The organism is Streptomyces sp. NPDC086777, assembly GCF_040702065.1.
In the GTDB taxonomy this organism is placed as follows: domain Bacteria; phylum Actinomycetota; class Actinomycetes; order Streptomycetales; family Streptomycetaceae; genus Streptomyces.
In genome coordinates, this window is record NZ_JBFBJI010000005.1 from 84740 (window position 1) to 100851 (window position 16112).

At 68.9% G+C, this 16112-nt stretch carries 19 protein-coding genes and 2 pseudogenes; 8 read left to right on the forward strand and 13 right to left on the reverse strand.

Annotated elements, in window-relative coordinates:
• Positions 1–578: 578 nt before the first annotated feature.
• From AB0472_RS09270 to AB0472_RS09280, 3 genes are all read left to right on the forward strand, one after another.
• Positions 579–1022, forward strand: a complete 444-nt coding sequence (locus AB0472_RS09270) for a VOC family protein (protein WP_366354787.1) — start codon at positions 579–581, stop codon at positions 1020–1022.
• 97 nt (positions 1023–1119) lie between these two features.
• A complete protein-coding gene (locus tag AB0472_RS09275; RefSeq protein WP_366355180.1) occupies positions 1120–2571 on the forward strand; it encodes an NAD(P)/FAD-dependent oxidoreductase in 1452 nt (483 codons plus the stop codon).
• A 279-nt stretch (positions 2572–2850) separates the two neighbouring features.
• The gene (locus AB0472_RS09280; RefSeq protein ID WP_366354789.1) at positions 2851–3675 is read left to right on the forward strand and encodes an NmrA family NAD(P)-binding protein; all 825 of its coding nucleotides are present in this window, start codon (positions 2851–2853) and stop codon (positions 3673–3675) included.
• A 374-nt stretch (positions 3676–4049) separates the two neighbouring features.
• Here the strand turns inward: AB0472_RS09280 and AB0472_RS09285 are convergent, their stop codons facing one another.
• Positions 4050–4433: a hypothetical protein gene (locus AB0472_RS09285; RefSeq protein ID WP_366354791.1), complete on the reverse strand. Its 384-nt coding sequence runs from the start codon at positions 4431–4433 to the stop codon at positions 4050–4052.
• A gap of 24 nt (positions 4434–4457) precedes the next feature.
• Positions 4458–4784 carry a hypothetical protein gene (locus AB0472_RS09290; protein WP_366354793.1) on the reverse strand — a complete coding sequence of 109 codons (327 nt, stop codon included), beginning with the start codon at positions 4782–4784 and terminating at the stop codon, positions 4458–4460.
• Between the two features lie 208 nt (positions 4785–4992).
• On the opposite strand from AB0472_RS09290, the gene AB0472_RS09295 reads away from it, so the two are divergent.
• Positions 4993–6033, forward strand: coding sequence for an LLM class flavin-dependent oxidoreductase (locus tag AB0472_RS09295; RefSeq protein WP_366354795.1), 1041 nt, complete (start codon positions 4993–4995; stop codon positions 6031–6033).
• Positions 6034–6071: 38 nt separating this feature from the next.
• Here AB0472_RS09295 and AB0472_RS09300 read toward each other — a convergent pair whose 3' ends face one another.
• Entirely contained in the window at positions 6072–6236 is a 165-nt protein-coding gene (locus tag AB0472_RS09300; protein ID WP_366354797.1) for a hypothetical protein, read from the reverse strand.
• Between the two features lie 7 nt (positions 6237–6243).
• On the opposite strand from AB0472_RS09300, the pseudogene AB0472_RS09305 reads away from it, so the two are divergent.
• A pseudogene (locus AB0472_RS09305) lies at positions 6244–6618 on the forward strand (transposase); the annotation flags it as partial.
• A gap of 3 nt (positions 6619–6621) precedes the next feature.
• Here AB0472_RS09305 and AB0472_RS09310 read toward each other — a convergent pair.
• From AB0472_RS09310 to AB0472_RS09320, 3 genes are all read right to left on the reverse strand, one after another.
• Entirely contained in the window at positions 6622–7086 is a 465-nt protein-coding gene (locus tag AB0472_RS09310) for a DUF4265 domain-containing protein (protein ID WP_366354799.1), read from the reverse strand.
• Positions 7087–7347: 261 nt separating this feature from the next.
• Positions 7348–8076 carry an SDR family NAD(P)-dependent oxidoreductase gene (locus AB0472_RS09315; protein WP_366354801.1) on the reverse strand — a complete coding sequence of 243 codons (729 nt, stop codon included), beginning with the start codon at positions 8074–8076 and terminating at the stop codon, positions 7348–7350.
• 32 nt (positions 8077–8108) lie between these two features.
• Positions 8109–8951, reverse strand: a complete 843-nt coding sequence (locus AB0472_RS09320) for an NmrA family NAD(P)-binding protein (protein WP_366354803.1) — start codon at positions 8949–8951, stop codon at positions 8109–8111.
• Between the two features lie 96 nt (positions 8952–9047).
• On the opposite strand from AB0472_RS09320, the gene AB0472_RS09325 reads away from it, so the two are divergent.
• Together AB0472_RS09325 and AB0472_RS09330 are read left to right on the forward strand one after the other, a co-directional pair.
• Positions 9048–9710, forward strand: coding sequence for a TetR/AcrR family transcriptional regulator (locus tag AB0472_RS09325; RefSeq protein WP_366354805.1), 663 nt, complete (start codon positions 9048–9050; stop codon positions 9708–9710).
• A gap of 65 nt (positions 9711–9775) precedes the next feature.
• Positions 9776–9988, forward strand: a pseudogene (locus AB0472_RS09330) (IS5/IS1182 family transposase); the annotation flags it as partial.
• Positions 9989–10022: 34 nt separating this feature from the next.
• Here AB0472_RS09330 and AB0472_RS09335 read toward each other — a convergent pair.
• From AB0472_RS09335 to AB0472_RS09360, 6 genes are all read right to left on the reverse strand, one after another.
• A complete protein-coding gene (locus tag AB0472_RS09335) occupies positions 10023–10259 on the reverse strand; it encodes a hypothetical protein (RefSeq protein WP_366354807.1) in 237 nt (78 codons plus the stop codon).
• A gap of 105 nt (positions 10260–10364) precedes the next feature.
• Entirely contained in the window at positions 10365–11225 is an 861-nt protein-coding gene (locus tag AB0472_RS09340) for an IS5 family transposase (protein ID WP_366354809.1), read from the reverse strand.
• Positions 11226–11299: 74 nt separating this feature from the next.
• A complete protein-coding gene (locus AB0472_RS09345) occupies positions 11300–11635 on the reverse strand; it encodes a hypothetical protein (protein WP_366354811.1) in 336 nt (111 codons plus the stop codon).
• A 77-nt stretch (positions 11636–11712) separates the two neighbouring features.
• Complete coding sequence (locus AB0472_RS09350; RefSeq protein ID WP_366354813.1) at positions 11713–12624, reverse strand: DUF6192 family protein; 912 nt, start codon at positions 12622–12624, stop codon at positions 11713–11715.
• 519 nt (positions 12625–13143) lie between these two features.
• Entirely contained in the window at positions 13144–14067 is a 924-nt protein-coding gene (locus tag AB0472_RS09355) for a GNAT family N-acetyltransferase (RefSeq protein WP_366354815.1), read from the reverse strand.
• Between the two features lie 116 nt (positions 14068–14183).
• Positions 14184–14462 (reverse strand): hypothetical protein, encoded by a 279-nt coding sequence (locus tag AB0472_RS09360; RefSeq protein ID WP_366354816.1) that lies wholly within the window; start codon positions 14460–14462, stop codon positions 14184–14186.
• A 96-nt stretch (positions 14463–14558) separates the two neighbouring features.
• Here AB0472_RS09360 and AB0472_RS09365 point away from each other — a divergent pair, with 96 nt between their 5' ends.
• The gene (locus AB0472_RS09365; protein WP_366354818.1) at positions 14559–14843 is read left to right on the forward strand and encodes a hypothetical protein; all 285 of its coding nucleotides are present in this window, start codon (positions 14559–14561) and stop codon (positions 14841–14843) included.
• Positions 14844–15175: 332 nt separating this feature from the next.
• On the opposite strand, the gene AB0472_RS09370 is transcribed toward AB0472_RS09365, so the two are convergent.
• Positions 15176–16039, reverse strand: coding sequence for a hypothetical protein (locus AB0472_RS09370; protein ID WP_366354820.1), 864 nt, complete (start codon positions 16037–16039; stop codon positions 15176–15178).
• Positions 16040–16112 lie beyond the last annotated feature (73 nt).

Below are 16112 nucleotides of genomic sequence, written 5' to 3' on the forward strand. Positions count from 1 at the left end.
CACGGACGTCGGCGCGGATCGCCCGGCGCTCCCGCGAGAGCTGCCTGCGCGGCAGGGGCGTTCCGTCCGCCGAGGCCGTGCAGGAAGGCCGCCGCGACGGCGCGCTCCGCCTGCGTGCGCGGTCCAAGGGCCGACAGCGCGGCAACCCGCACGGGTGCGCTCTCGGTCGCCCAGGGGCACCGGCCCGAAGGCCGCCGACACACCTCACAGGCGACCGGGGAAGCCGCAGCAGCGATTGACATACTCCTCGCACAGAAATGCTCAGCAAGTGAAGTAGAAAACACATTTTATTGCATGGTCACGTATTAAAATGTGTTTGAGACGAGTCCACTCGCGCGAACTCACCCCGGTGGGCGCCGAGATGACTTTTCGTCACGTGGCGCCACTCGGCTCCGGACCGGACCGCCACCTCCCGCACACCCCCCTGGCCTTCGCCGCCACCCGCCTCGCCGACCGACCGGGCGACCTCCTCGCGTCACCGGCTTGACCGGTTACGCATAACGGTGTCATGATCTCACCGGTTCAACCGGTGACGCACACCTCGCGAAATCTCCCACCCGCGAACAGAAGAAGCGAACATGGATCTGAAACTCGAAGTTGTGGTACTGCCCGTCTCCGACATCGACCGGGCCAAGGCCTTCTACGAGCAGGCGGGATTCCGTCTCGATGTCGACTACGTCGCCGACGCCACCTACCGCGTGGTGCATCTGACCCCACCGGGATCGCAGTGCTCGATCCTCTTCGGAACCGGCGTCACCACGGCCGCCCCCGGCTCCGTGCAGGGCCTGCACCTCGCCGTCTCGGACATTGAGGCGGCACACGCCGAACTAGTCGGCCGGGGCATCGAGATGAGCGAGATCTTCCACGACGCCGGCGGCGTCTTCCACCGCGGAACCGAAGAAGGGCGCGTCAGCGGCCCGCACCCGGAGCGCGCGAGCTACAGCTCGTTCGCCACGTTCAGCGACCCGGACGGCAACGGCTGGGTGCTGCAGGAGATCACCACCCGGCTCCCCGGCCGGTGACAGCGCGTCCGTCCACCGGACGTGGCCGAGGAGACACGGGCTCCGGCCGACGCCCTCACGCGAAGGCCGGAGCTGTTCTTGAACAACAGGAGCAATGATGAACGAGTCCGACCGCGCCTACGACGTGGTCGTCATAGGCGCGGGTCCGGTCGGGGAGAACGTGGCCGACCGGGCCCGTGCCACCGGGCTCAGCACGGTGATCGTGGAACGCGAACTGCTCGGCGGGGAATGCTCGTTCTGGGCCTGCGAACCCAGCAAGGCGCTGCTGCGGCCGGTGGTGGCCCGCGCCGACGCCCGCCGCGTCCCGGGCCTTGCCGCCGCAGTGCAGGGCCCGCTGGACGTGGACGCCGTCCTCGCGCACCGCGACCGGATGGCCGCCTACTGGAAGGACGAGGACCAGGTCGACTGGCTCGACTCCGTCTCCGTCGACCTCGTACGTGGTCACGGCCGCCTCACCGGCCCGCGGCAGGTGTCGGTGCGGACTCCGGACGGGAGCATCGTCCGGTTGAGCGCGCGGCACGCCGTCGCGGTGTGTACGGGCACCACCACGGCCCTGCCGGGCATACCCGGCCTCGACGGCGTACGCCCGTGGACCAACCGCGAGGCCACCGGCGCCGACCGGGTCCCGGGCCGTCTCGCCGTGGTGGGCGCGGGTGTGGTCGCGGTCGAACTGGCCACCGCCTGGCAGGCGCTGGGCTCCCGGGTGACCCTGCTCGTGCGCGGTACCGGCCTGCTGACGAGGATGGAACCGTTCGCCGGTGAACTTGTCGCCGACGGGCTGCGCGACGCGGGCGTCGACATCCGGCTGGAAACCGAGGTCGCCGCCGTGAGGCGTACGGGCGGCGCGGACGACGAGGTACGGATCACCCTGGCCGACGGCGAGGAACTGGCGGCGGACGAGATCCTGTTCGCCACCGGCCGTGCGCCGCGCACCACCGATGTCGGCCTGGAGTCCGTCGGTCTCACCCCGGGCGCCTGGCTCACGGTGGACGACACGTGCCGGGTGACTGCCGTGACCGACGGCTGGCTGTACGCCGTCGGCGATGTCAACCAGCGGGCTCTGATGACCCACCAGGGAAAGTACCAGGCCCGAATCGCCGGCGCGGCCATCGCCGCCCGCGCCCTGGGGACGCCGCTCGACGACGCCCGCTGGGGCGCCCATGCCGCGACGGCCGACTGCACCGCCGTGCCGCAGGTCGTCTTCACCACGCCCGAAGTGGCGTCCGTCGGCCTCACCACCCACGAGGCGCGGCGAACCAGGCGCCGGGTCGAGGTGGTCGACTACGAGATCGGCAGGCTGGCGGGCGCGCAGCAGTACGCCAAGGACTACCGGGGTCGGGCCCGGATGCTGGTCGACACCGACCGCGGCACCGTGGTCGGCGTCACCTTCGCCGGACCGGGAGTCGGGGAACTCCTCCACTCGGCCACGATCGCCGTCACCGGCGAGGTACCCCTGAAACGGCTCTGGCACGCTGTCCCCGCTTTCCCCACCATCAGCGAGGTCTGGCTGAGACTGCTGGAGACTTACCGGGACAGCGCGACCGGCTGACACGACACAAGGCAGGGTTGATCTCAGAAACATGGGGGGCTGCCCTGAAGGCGCACTAAAGGGCAGCCGGCCCCATCCCGCCGCCAGGGGTGCGGCAGCGGGGGCTTTTCACCATCGACACGGATCCACCGCGACGTGCGGTTCATGGTCATTTCCGAAATCTCCGTCCCCAGGACACCGGGAATCACCGAACACCGCCCTGACCAGCGGACATCTCACATACGACAACTAGGCTCGGATCGCCAGAAATCACCGATCGAGCCTTCGGAGGCAGCACCTGTGATCGCAGTGACCGGCGCGACCGGCAACGTCGGCCGAGCTCTCGTCGACCGTCTCCTCGCCGCCGGCGTACCGGTACGCGCGCTGACCCGCGACCCCGAACGGGCCTCACTCCCGCGGGGCGCCGAGGTAGTGCTGTTCGGACCGGATGAGTCCGCGGTCCGGTTCGCGGGAGCGAGGAGCCTCTTCCTCTACGCCCAGGCGACTTCCGCGGCTCTCCTGGATGCGGCCCGCGCCCAGGGGGTCCGTCACGTCGTCCTGCTCTCCAGCGGGATCATCCACCGAGGCGTCGACGCCACCCACCCCGTCCACGTCCTGCACGACTCAGCCGAACGGCGAATCCGCGCCAGCGGCCTCGCCTGGACGTTCCTGCGTCCCAACGCGTTCGCCACGAACGCCCTCCAGTGGGCGCCGCAGATCCGTACCGGGAACACCGTCCGGGGCGTCTTCGCGGACGCCCGCTTCGCGCCCGTTCACGAGGACGACATCGCGGCGGTCGCCGAGCGGGCGCTGCTCGACGAGGGCCACGAGGCCGCGGTGCACCATCTGACGGGCCCGGAGGCATACAGCAACGCCGAGCAGGTCGCGGCGATCGGTGCGGCCGTCGGCCGGGAGCTGACGTTCGTCGAGGTCGACCCGCGCGAGGCGGGCGCGGAACTGTTCCCGCACGTTCCGGCCCCGATGCTCGAACGGATGCTGAGCTCGTTCGCGCAGACGGTCGGCGTGCCGCCGGAGATCACCGCCACGGTGGAGGAGGTCACCGGTACCCCGGGCCGCGCCTTCACCCGGTGGGCCCGGGACCACGCCGCGGACTTCACTGCGTAGCCGCGCGGGCTCGGCGCCGGACGACCACGGCGACCCGGTTGTGGCCGCACCGTGGTGGGCAAGAAAGGCACGGGCGCGCGCGGTTCGGTGGCCCCACCGGGCCTGCCTGGGGTCGTCGGCAGGGCGGCGGGCGCACCGGAGGCCGAGGGTGGAGCCGAGGCTGTCACCGGTGACGGCTCCGGCCACCACGACAGCGGTCAGGAGGAAGACGTCGAGGCCGCCCCGGCCGACGACCGCGGCAGCGAGCAGGGCGGCGGTCTCACCGGGGACCCGCAGCCCGACGAAGGCGCTCGTCTCAATGGCCGTCAGCACGAACACCAGGACGTACGATCACCAGCCTGCCGCCTCGATCACACCGTTGAGGTGCACGGCCGTCAGCCCACCCGCCCCAAGCGTGCGGCGCCGGGGGAGGTACGGACGCGGGCACGCGGTCGCGGTACGACGGCCTGCCCCGCCACCTCCCACGAGTCCTCGATGCGCCGCCTCAGCGGGTCCCTGCCCGTGAGGAGCCCCGCGGCGAACCAGGTCAGGAGTGGTATGACCGCGGCGAGCGCACCCGCCGAGGCTGGATGCGGGGATGTCAGCACAGATCTCGTCACACCGCCCAGTGCGGTGATCATGAAGGCGATGCGGGTGCGTACCGACGAGACGGCAGTCATCGCGGCCAGGACCGTCATCAAATACCAGCCCGTGAGCGCACCGGGCATCGCGAGGAATTCGCGGAAGACCGAACTCTCACGCGCCGGCAGGTGTCCCATGGGAACCGACCAGGTGTACAGCAGTCAGGCCGCGCTGGACAGCAGCAGCGCGAGGGCGGCCCGGGCGTAGACCGCCGGCCGCTGCTGCGCCAGCCAGAGCAGGACCAGTGCCATCAAAGGCCAGGGCGCCAGGATGTGGACGGATGACAGCACGTGAGTGGTGTCATCCGTCCAGGAGAGGTCGGGGTACGGGTCGACGCCGGAGGAGACGCCGAGCAGGGCCGCGTGGAGCATCGTGAGCGCGGCCGAGCCCGTGGCCGTGTGCCGCATGGCGGTGCGGACGATCTTCTGCCGCGTGGGCCTGCCGGACGCCCGGACGGCTGCGTGCGGCATCTGGGTGGCGTGGGCCACGACGGGTCGCCTCACTTACTTGTTGCATCGAATACGAGATCCATGATCGATGCGCCGACAGGCGGGCGTTCGGCCACCGCCGAACCGGTACACACATCACCACCGCCGGTTACTCATCGATTGACACGTCAAGCATGTGTCCAGATACTTGTCCCGTCAATCAATGGCTGAGACCGGTCACCCTGCGGGACCACCGGTGGAGGAGACCATGACCTTCGAAATAGGCCTCAACTCGTTCGGAGAGGTCGCCACAGACGACGGCCGCACGCTCGGGGACGCCGAGACCGTCCGGCTGCTGGTCGAGGAGGCCGCCCTCGCCGAGTCCAGCGGCCTGGACGTCTTCAGCATCGGCGAGCACTACCGGCCCGGCCACGTCGACAGTGCCGCTCCCGTGCTGCTCTCGGCCATCGCCACGGCCACCCACCGCATCCGCCTCGGAACGTCGGTGACCGTCCTGAGCACCAACGACCCCGTGCGGCTCTACTACAGCTTCTCCACCCTGGACGCTGTGTCGAACGGCCGGGCCCAGCTCGTCCTCGGCCGGGCCTCGGCCACCGAGTCCTTCCCGCTGTTCGGCTACGATCTCGCCGACTACGAGGAACTGTTCGAGGAGAAACTCGAGCTGTTCATGCGCCTCCAGCGGGAGGAGACGGTGACGTGGTCCGGAGCGTTCCGGGCACCGCTCACCCAGCAGCGGCCGCATCCCCGGATGCGCGAAGGGGGGATCCCCACCTGGATCGGCGTGGGCGGCAGCCCGCACTCCGTGATCCGTGCCGCCGGCTACGGACTGCCCATGATGATGGCCATCATCGGCGGTCGCCCGCAACGCTTCGCGGGTCACGTCACCCTCTATCGTGAGGCCCTGCGACAGGCCGGGCACGAGCCGCAGCCGATCGGCCAGCACTCCCTGGGCCTGGTCGCCGACACCGACGAGGAGGCGGCCGAGACCTGGTGGGAGTACTGGCAGCCCGTCGTGACCCAGGCCGCCGAGGAGCGCGGCTTCTACAAGCCGACCCGCGACCGCTACGAGGCGGAGCTCGACCAGGGCGCGCTGTTCGTCGGCTCCCCGGAGACCGTCGCCCAGAAGATCGCGCGGACCGCCCGCGACCTGCACCTGAGCCGCTTCGACCTCAAGTACGACATCATGCACCTGCCGCGCCGGGCCCGGGCCCGCACGATCGAGCTGCTGGGACGCGAAGTCGCCCCGCGGGTCAGGGAACTGCTCGCCAAGGAGACCGCCCGTGCCTGACTTCGCTTTCGGCCTGGACACCTTCGGGAGCGCCAGGATCACCAGATCGGGGACAGCCGGCGCCTCGGCGGCGGTGGCACCGGGACCGTGCCGGGCGCGAGGACCTCGACGGTGAGGGACGCGTCGACGACCAGTTTGCCGTGCGGTTCCTCGACCGGGCCCAGTGCCCGGCCGCGCTCCGACGCGGGGAAGCGTTTGCCCATGGCTCGCAAGATCCGTCTCGCTGCCGATGCCCATTGCCGACCGCTTGCGTTGGTTCTCACTGCCGGGCAGGCCGGTGAGGCGCGGGCCTTCACCGACGCCATGGCCCGGCTGCGCGTTCCCAGACGGCGTGGCCGGCCCCGCACCAGGCCGGACCTGGTCCTGGCCGACAAGGCCTCCTCATCCCGCGCTATCCGTGACCACTTGCGCCGACGTGGCATCCCGGCCGTCATCCCGGTCCCGGCGGACCAGCGGGGCCACCGGCTGCGGCGGTGCAGTCAGGGCGGCAGACCGCCGGCCTTCGACCGCGAGGCATACAAGCAGCGCAACACCGTCGAGCGGTGCATCAACCGCCTGAAGCAATGGCGCGGCATTGCCACCCGCTGCTCAGGCGGAAGCGTCTGCATGGTCTCCGTTGCCGAACCACCATTCGACCTCATCGATGCCCGCGGCCCAGGCATCCATGACTTGCTCAATCGCGGGTATGCCCACCGTGCGGGCGACAGTGACGACGATGAAGCGCAAATCTGGCGGCGCCTCGGTCATGCCTCCGAGATGGCTGACCGCTTCTCTCAGCTCAGCGAACGACTCCAAACTCAGCTGCCCCAGACCAGCTGCCTGAACGCACAGGTTCTCGCCGCGTTCAACAACCTCGAATTGGCCGTCATCGGTAACCCGCAGCACGTCACCAGCTGCGCATCCGAGCACCATGCCCGGACTTCCAGCCACTTCGAACAGGTCCGCCCCCACCGCGCGGGCCGGCAGTACCTCATGGACCGCGCGGCCAGACGCAGCCTGACCAGCCAGAAGTCTTATGTGGGTACCAGCCAGCGGCTGAGGATCGAGCGTCATGCGCGTGATCGTCCCACAAGCCTCCGACCATCGCCTCAGGGTCATCCAAGATCCGAACGAGAGGCCCTGGTGCAGCGCCGCGTTGATCCTGCGTGGGTCATGTGGGTTTGAGTGGGGTGCCGTCGTAGGTCCACCGGTAGGGCTTGGCGTCGTGCTCGTCGTAGGCCGTGCCGAACTTGTCGATCGTGCCGGCGAGATCGCAAACGGATTCGACACTGCCACCGGCCTGTGCCTATCACCACGTTCGCGCGTAAGCGGCGGTCAGACCGCGACGCGGCCTCCATCAGCGGGCAGAACAGCTCCGTAGATGAAGCTGGCCTCGTCGGAGGCAAGGAAGCAGACGGCCGCGGCGATCTCGTCGGGATCCGCCCCTCGCCGTGCCGGCACGGTTGCGGCCAGGGCGTCGAACGTCTCACCCATCGCGGCGCTCGCCGGGGTGCGAGTCGGCCCCGGGGCAACGACGTTGACCCGTACGCCCTGCGGGCCGTACTCGGCAGTCCAGGACTTGGTCAGGGCCTCGACCGCTGCCTTGGAGGCTCCGTAGGCGGCCAAGCCACTCAAGCCGACGGTCGCCGCCATCGTCGAGATGCTGATGATCGCGCCGCCGCCCCGGGCGGCCATCCGCGGCGCGATGGCCGCGGTCAGGTAGAACGGTGCCTTGACGTTGACGTCGAAGACCAGGTCGAAGTCCTCCTCCGTGGTCTGCTCGGTGGGGCCGCCCGGGAAGACGCCGGCGTTGTTCACGAGCACGTCGACATCCGCCGCGGCCTCAGCCAGGTGCCGCACGTCGTCGAAGTTCGCGAGATCGGCGGCGATGAACCGGGCCTTGCCACCCTGTGCGTCGATCGCGGCGATGACCTCGTCGCCGCGACGCTTGTCGCGACCGGTCACGATCACGTGGGCGCCGCGGCGTGCCAGCTTCATTGCCACGGCGCGGCCGATGCCCGAGGTGCCGCCCGTCACGAGCGCGGTCTTTCCCTGAAGTGTCATGGTCCTGTTTCCTTCTTCTCTCGGTGTGCTGTCTACGCGAACGAGGCGGCGTGGTCGGCGGCGAACTGCTCGAACGAGCGCGCCGGGCGGCCCAGCAGGGTCGGCACGTCCTGGGTGGTCCAGTCGGCGTCGCCCTCCGCGATCATGCTGAACGCCTGGGCGTTCATGTGGGCGATCTGCTCGGGGACCCCGGCGCGGATCATCGCGTCCTTGTTCTCCTCGAAGCTCAGTTCCCGGTAGGTGATGGTCCGGCCCAGCAGCCTGGAGAGCACGGCGGCCACCTCGTCATTGGAGATCGCCTGCGGGCCGGTGAGCCAGTAGGTCTTGCCGGCGTGCCCAGCGGGCGTGGCGGCGATCGAGGCGGCCACCGCCGCCACGTCCCGGGCGTCGACCATGCCTGTGCGCCCCTTGCCGGCCGCGGAGCCGAAGCCGCTGGTCTTGGCGATCGCGGGCGCCAATGCAAGGACGTTCTGCATGTAGGCGTTCGAACGCAGCAGGGTGTGGGGCACCCCGCCGGCGGCCAGCCCGGCCTCGATCTCGCTCTGCCCGCGCCGCCGGGCGATCGGCGAGTCGGGCGAGGCCTTGCTGCTGGCCTTGACGATGTGCCCGACCCCGGCCCGCGCGGCGCTGGCGACGACGTTCAGTTCCTGCGCGGGCACGGCGGGGCTGACCAGCACCACCGCCGTCACCCCCGCCATCGCCGCATCGATGCTCGCCGGGACCTCCAGGTCGCCGACCACGACGTGCGCACCCGCATCCGCCAGCGCCTTCGCCTTCGCCGGGTCCCGGACCAGCACCCGGACCGGCATCTGCTGCTGCGTGAGTAGGCGCACCGCTTCGGAGCCGACCTTCCCGGCCGTGGTCACAAGGATCATGGGGTCCTATTTCCGCTCATCAAAAATGGGTTACAGCACCCACTCTTTGGCATTCAGACTGGGTTGTCAAACCCAGAAAGTGTTAGGGTCGGACTCATGAGCACTGATGCGCGCAACCGGCCGAAGCTGACCGCCAAGGGGGCGCGCACCCGGGCCCGGATTGTTGACGCTGCCGCCCGGCTGACCCACGAACGGGGCGTCGCCAGCACCACACTCGACGACGTGCGGGCGGCGGCAGAGGTCAGCGGATCACAGCTCTCCCACTACTTCGCCGACAAGGACGCACTCGTCCAGGCGGTCATTGACCACCAGGCCGACACCATCCTGGGCAACCAGCGACAGGCCGACCTCGGCAGCATCGAAGGACTCGCAGGCTGGCGGGACATGGTGATCACCCAGGCGAAGAACACACAAGCCAAGGGAGGCTGCCCTCTCGGATCACTCGGCGGCCAACTCGCCGAGACCGACCCCGAGGCCCGCGCCCTGATCGCCGCCGGATTCGACCAGTGGTCCGCCTCCATCGGCGACGACCTGCGAACCCTTCACGCCGCCGGGCACCTCGACAGCGAGATCGACCCGGACGACCTCGCTGTCACCCTCCTCGCCGTACTCCAAGGCGGGCTGCTTCTCGCGCAGGTCCACCGCGACCCCCGTGCCCTGGAAACCGCGCTCGACACCCTCATCGCCCTCGCCTCCAGCGGACCAGCCGCACCGCGAGGCAAGAACCCAGCATGCACCGAGCCCACCACCCTGCACTGATCCGAACGCCGTTCCTCCGTTGCGTGCGAGAAGCTTGTTCCCACGCCTGGGCCGAGCAGCCCGGTCCCGACCAGCAGGGGTTCCCAGTCCAGTCGAAGCGGTGGGCGGTAGAACGTACCTTCTCGTGGATCACCGCCCACCGACGCCTGGCCCGCGACTACGAGACCGGTCCCGCCCGCTCCGAGACAATGGTCCGCCGGGCGATGATCGGCATCATGGTCCGCCGCCTGACCCGAGTGGGGCCAGTTTCCCGGGCAGGTCGGCGCCCGTTGACCTGAACTTCGGCCTGATGGCCAGGCGCGGGCAGCAACATCAGCCCCGCTCACCTTCGTCTCCGATGAGCAACGCCACCATCGCTTCGAGGCGCTCTTCGCTGAGCTGCGGAGCAGTCCAGTCGTTGCTACGCGCGTGCTCGATGAACGCCGGGTCGAGCTCCACGTGATAGCGCCCCACGTAGTGGGCCAGGTCGGAGTACCACAGCCAATGTCCGTCTGTGAGCAGGTGGAGCCCTCCGATGAACGCGCCAGTCTCGCTCAGTGCCTGTGTCACATCCTGTTTCCGCAGGTCAGGAGGCCCTGAAGCGGGGTGGTGATCGGGTTTGCCGTTCGGTTGAGCGTCGATGGACGCCGAACCGAACGGCAGCCGATGGGATCGTCAGGCGGCTGCGGCGAGGGGTGCTGGGACTGCCTCGGTCCGGCGGTTTCGTCGGGTGAGGCGGCGGGTCATGAGGGTGATGAAGGCCCACTGGACGTGGGCTTCAGCGTGTGACATGAGGCGTTCGTAGTCCCTCGCGTTGCGGCGGGCCCGCATCGTCCACGAATTCGGCCGTTCCACCACCCAGCGCTTGGGCAACAAGACGAAGCCCTTGGCGCCTTTGGGGCGGGAGACGACCTTGACGGTGATGCCGAGGGTGGTCTGTGCCCAGGTGCTGAACTCGTCTCCGCCGTAGCCGTTGTCCGCCCAGACCAGGACGATTTCGGGGTGCTCGGCATGAAGGCGGGTCAGTAGGACGCGGGCCGCGTCCCGGTCCTGGACGTCGGCGGGCGTGACGAGCAGGTCGACGAGCAGGCCGTCTTGATCAACGAGGAGGTGACGCTTCCTCCCATTCATGTGCTTGTTCGCGTCATAGCCGCGTGTAGCCTTCGACACGGTTTCCGCGCCCTTGACGGACTGCGAGTCCACGATCACCCGGACCGGCCAGGGACACCGTCGGCGGTTCAACCTCAACCGTCGGCGGAGCTGGTCGAGGATGTGCCGCAGGACGCCGGCCTTCGCCCAACGGGCGAAATACCCGAACACCGTGCGCCACGGAATGCCGAAGTCGGCAGGCAGCGCCCGCCACTTCGCCCCGTTGTCCGTGATGTAGCGGATGGCGTCGACCACCCGGCGGCGGGACCACTTCTCCGGGGCCCCGCCCTTCGGGGTCTGGCAGGCAGGAACGGGCAGGAGCCGTTCCAAGAGGGCCCATTCGAGGTCGCTGGTGTCGGAGGGGTAGCGGTAGCGGGGCAGCGCCATGACGGGGGTGCCGGGCCGCGACCTGAAGAATAAGCCAACTGCGGGCGGTCGCGGCCCGTCGCCTTTCCAGGGGGTCACTCCAGGTTGGCGAGGAGGTGCAGGGTGGACTCGATCGCGCCCATCTGCGCCATGACCGTGCGGATGTAGGGGTCGTCGGGCTTCTTCTTCTGGTGTGGCAGGAGGATCCCGGCGATGAATTTCTCCACCCGGTGGTGGACCGACTCGAAGAACGCACGCTCGTAGCCGATCCAGACCTCCGGAGCGTCCTCCAGCATCCGGTAGCCCCATGTCTTGTCCCAGGTCACCGGCGGGAGCCCCTTCGCGGCGGCGACCTGTCGCAGGTGGGCGAGCCCGGTGTGGACCTGTGCACGAGTGCGCTCGGCGGCCGCCATCAGCTGGACGATCGTCAAGCCCGCAGGACGGGCCTCCAGCAAGGCGGAAAGAATGGCTTCGGCGTGGACGTGAGCGGGAACGCCCCGCCCCATCGCTACTCGCCCGAGCCCTTCAGCAGCTTCTGGAGCTGCTCGTCCAGGTCGATCTCGCCGCGGGTGACCGCGTTCTCGATCCAGTCCGCCGACGCCCGCACCCGTGCCAGGCCCCGCAGGATGGTCTCGCGTTCGGCGTCGTCGAACGGCGCCCCGCGCAGGTTCGGCACGATCCTTCCGGCGGTGACGGTGAACTGCGTGCAGACCGCGACCAGGTCCATGAACTGGGTGTTGTGCTCCATCCGCCGCAGCTGGTCCAGCTGCGGGGCCGCTTCTTCCTGTCCGTACTGGACCTGCTGGCGGAACTGGTCGAACTGCGCCTCATTCACTGCATGCCTGGCAGTGTCGTCGGCCATCGCCTTCGAGGCGACCGCCGGACGACGCAGGAAGTCGGTGGCCACCCGCGCGGCAACCTGGTCGTCGGCGGCCAGGTCGTGGATCGCGTCCACCTTCTCCTGGACGCTCTCGGGAGTGTCGACCTTCCAGCCGACGATCCGTTTCGCGCTGTCATGCGTCCAGCGCGCGGGCCCGCCACGCGGACTGGCCGGGGGGTTGTTGACCGCCTCGAACCGTTCCTGCTCGTCGGAGAGGGAGGCGAGGATCTTGTGGATGGTGTGGGACACGTCGGCCCGCCGGTGTTCCTTCGGCCAGCGCGACGCCACCCACCGGTAGTCCCGGACGGTCGAATAGGCCAGGCCGACGTCCTCGGCGAACATCCGGATCGCCTCGCTGACCGTGAACAACTCCTCGCTCCCCGACGGGTTCGTGCCCCCGTAGGAACGCATCGGTTCGATCTCCATGGCCGCGTCCCCGAGCTGCCACTGGACACCGCTCATCGTCTCGACCCAGTCCCGCCCCAGCTTGACCAGCTCGTCGTAGCGCTGCCGGGTCACACTGCCGACCATCCCGGTCATCCGGACACCCCCCACGAGCCCCGGGTGCGGCACCTGACCGTACCGTCAACTCGCCCTGAGCACCCACCACTTCGCACCATCCGACAGCCTCGCCCGACAGAGAAGGGCGTATCGGCCCGGCGCCCGAAGCGGCCCAGCCTCCATCGAACGCGCAGGCTCACGACTCGCCGGACCGCGCGCGCCGCGTATGCCAGGCTCGTTTACGGCACGCGGGAGAGCAGTACGTTGCTGAGGCAGGATGCTCGACCCCCACCGTCCACGACGCCCCACACTCCGGGCAGCTGGACGTCACGTCGGCCTTCACCGCCTCGGTCCTCGACCGCACACGCCGCATCCGCCGCCAATGCCTCGACCGGCAAGAGGACGAACAGAACACCGCCGTCGCCCTCGCCGCCGGCATCAGCGGACCACCGCATCCGCGACACAGTCGCGGCCCGGAGTCGTCGGCTGCGACTACGACCAGTCTCAGCCGGGGCATCCCCTCCTCCATGACGCCACCATAAGACCAGCCGGCTTCGGCTACCCGGTGGTGAGCGCCTTGCTATAGACCGTGGAACTGCGCTGGACCGTCATGCCAATCCGCTCGTACAGCGACAGGGCACCGGTGTCCGAGTGCGTCCACAGCGTGCAGGTCTGCTTCCCTTGCCGGTAGAAGGCGCGGAACGCTGCCTGCAGCAGCATGCGAGCGATCCCTCGGTTGCGGTGGTCGCGTCTTACCGCGACGCTCTCGACGTACCCTTCGTCGTTGCCCGGGACGTCCAGCGACAGCACCGCGCCGACCATCTGATCGCCAGCAAACGCGACCGGTGATGCCGCAGGGGCGAACGTTGCTCGTTCGACTGTATGTCGGGTCCATTCCGCGTAGGTCTTTCGCCGCTGCTGCCACTCGTCGAACGCGTCCTCGGTGACCTGGTATGCCGCTTGCTCGTCACCGGGCCGAAACAACCGGACCGTGATACCGCCCTGCGGTTCAGGCACCTCTGGTTCGACAGGCATCGCGATCTCCAGCAGCCACTCAGTGACAAGCCGGGCGTACCCACTGGACCGCAGGAGCGCGCCCGCCGCGTGATCGCTGTCGGAGACCGTCTGAGCAAGCGAATTGCTTCCCAGCTGCCGGGCCCGCGCCTCGGCCCAGGCGAGCAGCGAACTTCCAAGGCCCCGCCCCCGGTGATCGGGGTGCACGTGGACCGTAGCCCGCCGGCCCTTCACCCACCCCCAGCCGGCCAGCTCTCCCTCAGAGTCGGGCACGAGCACCGTGTCGGACTTGAGCTTCAGGCCAGGCAAGCTGAGATCAGCGGCGATGCGATCGGAGCAGGTCACGGCACGGCCGTACAGCTCGTACTCGCACGCGGTGACCAAGCGGTGAACTGCGTGGGCGTCAGCAGTGGTAGCCGATCGACTGCGGTAACCGATCGGCAACAGCATCGAGGAAGGAACAGGCATGGGGTGAACCCTGCGTGATCCGTTCTTCCATGTCGACCTGATTACCTCCCTCACCAGCAGGCCTGCGATTCCCGGGCCAGTGCCGTCCAGGCCCAACTCGATATGGCATGAACGGCTCAGACGCAGCTTCTCAGACGGTTGCCTGGCACCGCTTTGACCTCGGCCGCCATACCCACGCCAGCCAGCGATGGGCCGCCGGACTGCACCACACCCACGCCGCAGGCGACCGCGACATGGGCGCTGGCCTCCTCGGCGACCTCGCCTACCAGGCTGCCTGGCGAGGCGATCACATCACTGCCGGCCGCGTCCTCCAACACGCCCTCGTCCGTGCCGAGAGCCCTGCCGCTCGTTGCCTTCTCCAGCTGCGGCTCGCCCGCGCCCTGGCCGCCCGCCATGACCGCACCGAGCGAAGCGCTGTCCTACGGGCCCTGAACGCGGCCGAACAGCACCTGAGCGACGCTGGCACCGACCGACCCGCCTGGTGCGCGTGGGTGTCCGAAGCCGACCTCGCCGTCGACACTGGCCAAGCACTCCTCGACCTCGGCGACACCCGCCGCGCCGACCACCTCATCGCCGAAGGCAAGCACCTCCTGCCCTCCTCACGGGATAAAACAAAGGGCGTGTTCCTCACCTACCAGGCCGCTAGCTTCCTCGACCAGGAGGAACCCGAGCCTGCTGCGGCCGCCACCACGGAGGCACTGCTCCTGGCCCGCCGTATCGGCGCACCTCGCTGCGTCAAGCTCGTCGACGGCCTCCTCCCCCGCTTCCAGCCCTAAACCCGGGCCCAGGGCGTCCCCGAGCTCCTGCACCTCGCCGACGCCTAGATGGCCGGCGAGCACAAAGCCGTTGAGCCGCGGCTTGATGCGGGCGCTGGCCTTGGCGCTGCCGTGGCTCACGTTCCTGCCGTTGAGCCCGCTGGACGGGCCGAAAACCCGGCGGCCGTCGGCGCAGAGGCCCCGATAGAGCGGGGCTTGACCTGTCGCAGCGAAGGTTGAGGGTTCTCACCGAAGTTTGAGTGGACCCGTGGCCGCCTCGCCACTAGCCAGTCGGCGTACCCAAACCACGTAGGGCTCTACCGCGATTGCATCGTAGAGAGAGGGCGATGACGTCAGCCAAGCGTTACCTCGATCTTCCTCTTGGGGTAGTACCTGGCTCCGCACCGGAAGCAGAGCCCCATGAAGGCGTCTGGTTCTGCTGCGGTCGAGGCGCCGATCACCAGGGACGGCTCATCGATGAAAGGCACTTCCTCGCCACACGCGCACGGATTTAGCTGTCCGTCGTCCGGGCCGACGACCTCAAGCACGTACAACCGCGCCAGATCCCAGGAGGCCCACCGCGCAGTGCAGAAGCGGCAGTGCAGCATTGGCCCCAGGCCCAAGTCTCCTGTTTCGTCGCGGCCTTCCAGCGGGACCACCACGGCATACTGTCGGCAGTGCGGGCACAGCACCGTGCGGTCCGCCATGCCTCTGAGCGCTGCGGTGACGTCGCCCATCCGGTCTTTCACCAACGAGTCGATCCGGCCCAGCCGCGCCTGTATGCGCTCCATCATGTCGTCGAACTCTGCGCCGAATTGGCTGGGGTGCCGCGAGTCGTAGAGGTGTGTGCGGATGAAGTCGACGAGGAAGCTGAGCACCCGCGCGATTTGGGTCTCGACCGCGTACGCAGGCGCCGTGTGCCCGTAGTGGGTGAATGCGTTGCGGGTGCGAGTCAGTTCGTTGATGGCTCCGCGGTTCGCTTGACCGATGTCGAGGCCGACGATGTCGCGCAGGCGGTCCATGGTTGCATCCACGGTCACGCTGACGAAGTCGCCTTCATGGAACTTGCGCTTCGTTGCTGTGCGCAGGTCGCTGAAGACCAGACTCCAGTGCTCACGGACGAGGCGGGCTTTGAGCAGCACCTCTGTGGCGGCATGCAGGTGCAGGACCGCGTACTTCAGATCCCGGTCGCCGGGCGGCTGCTGCCCCTCGGTCAAGTGCGTCACTGTGCTGAGGAGGTAGTCCATCCCGTTACGTACAGGCCGGAACTCGATGTCCGGCCGGTCCACC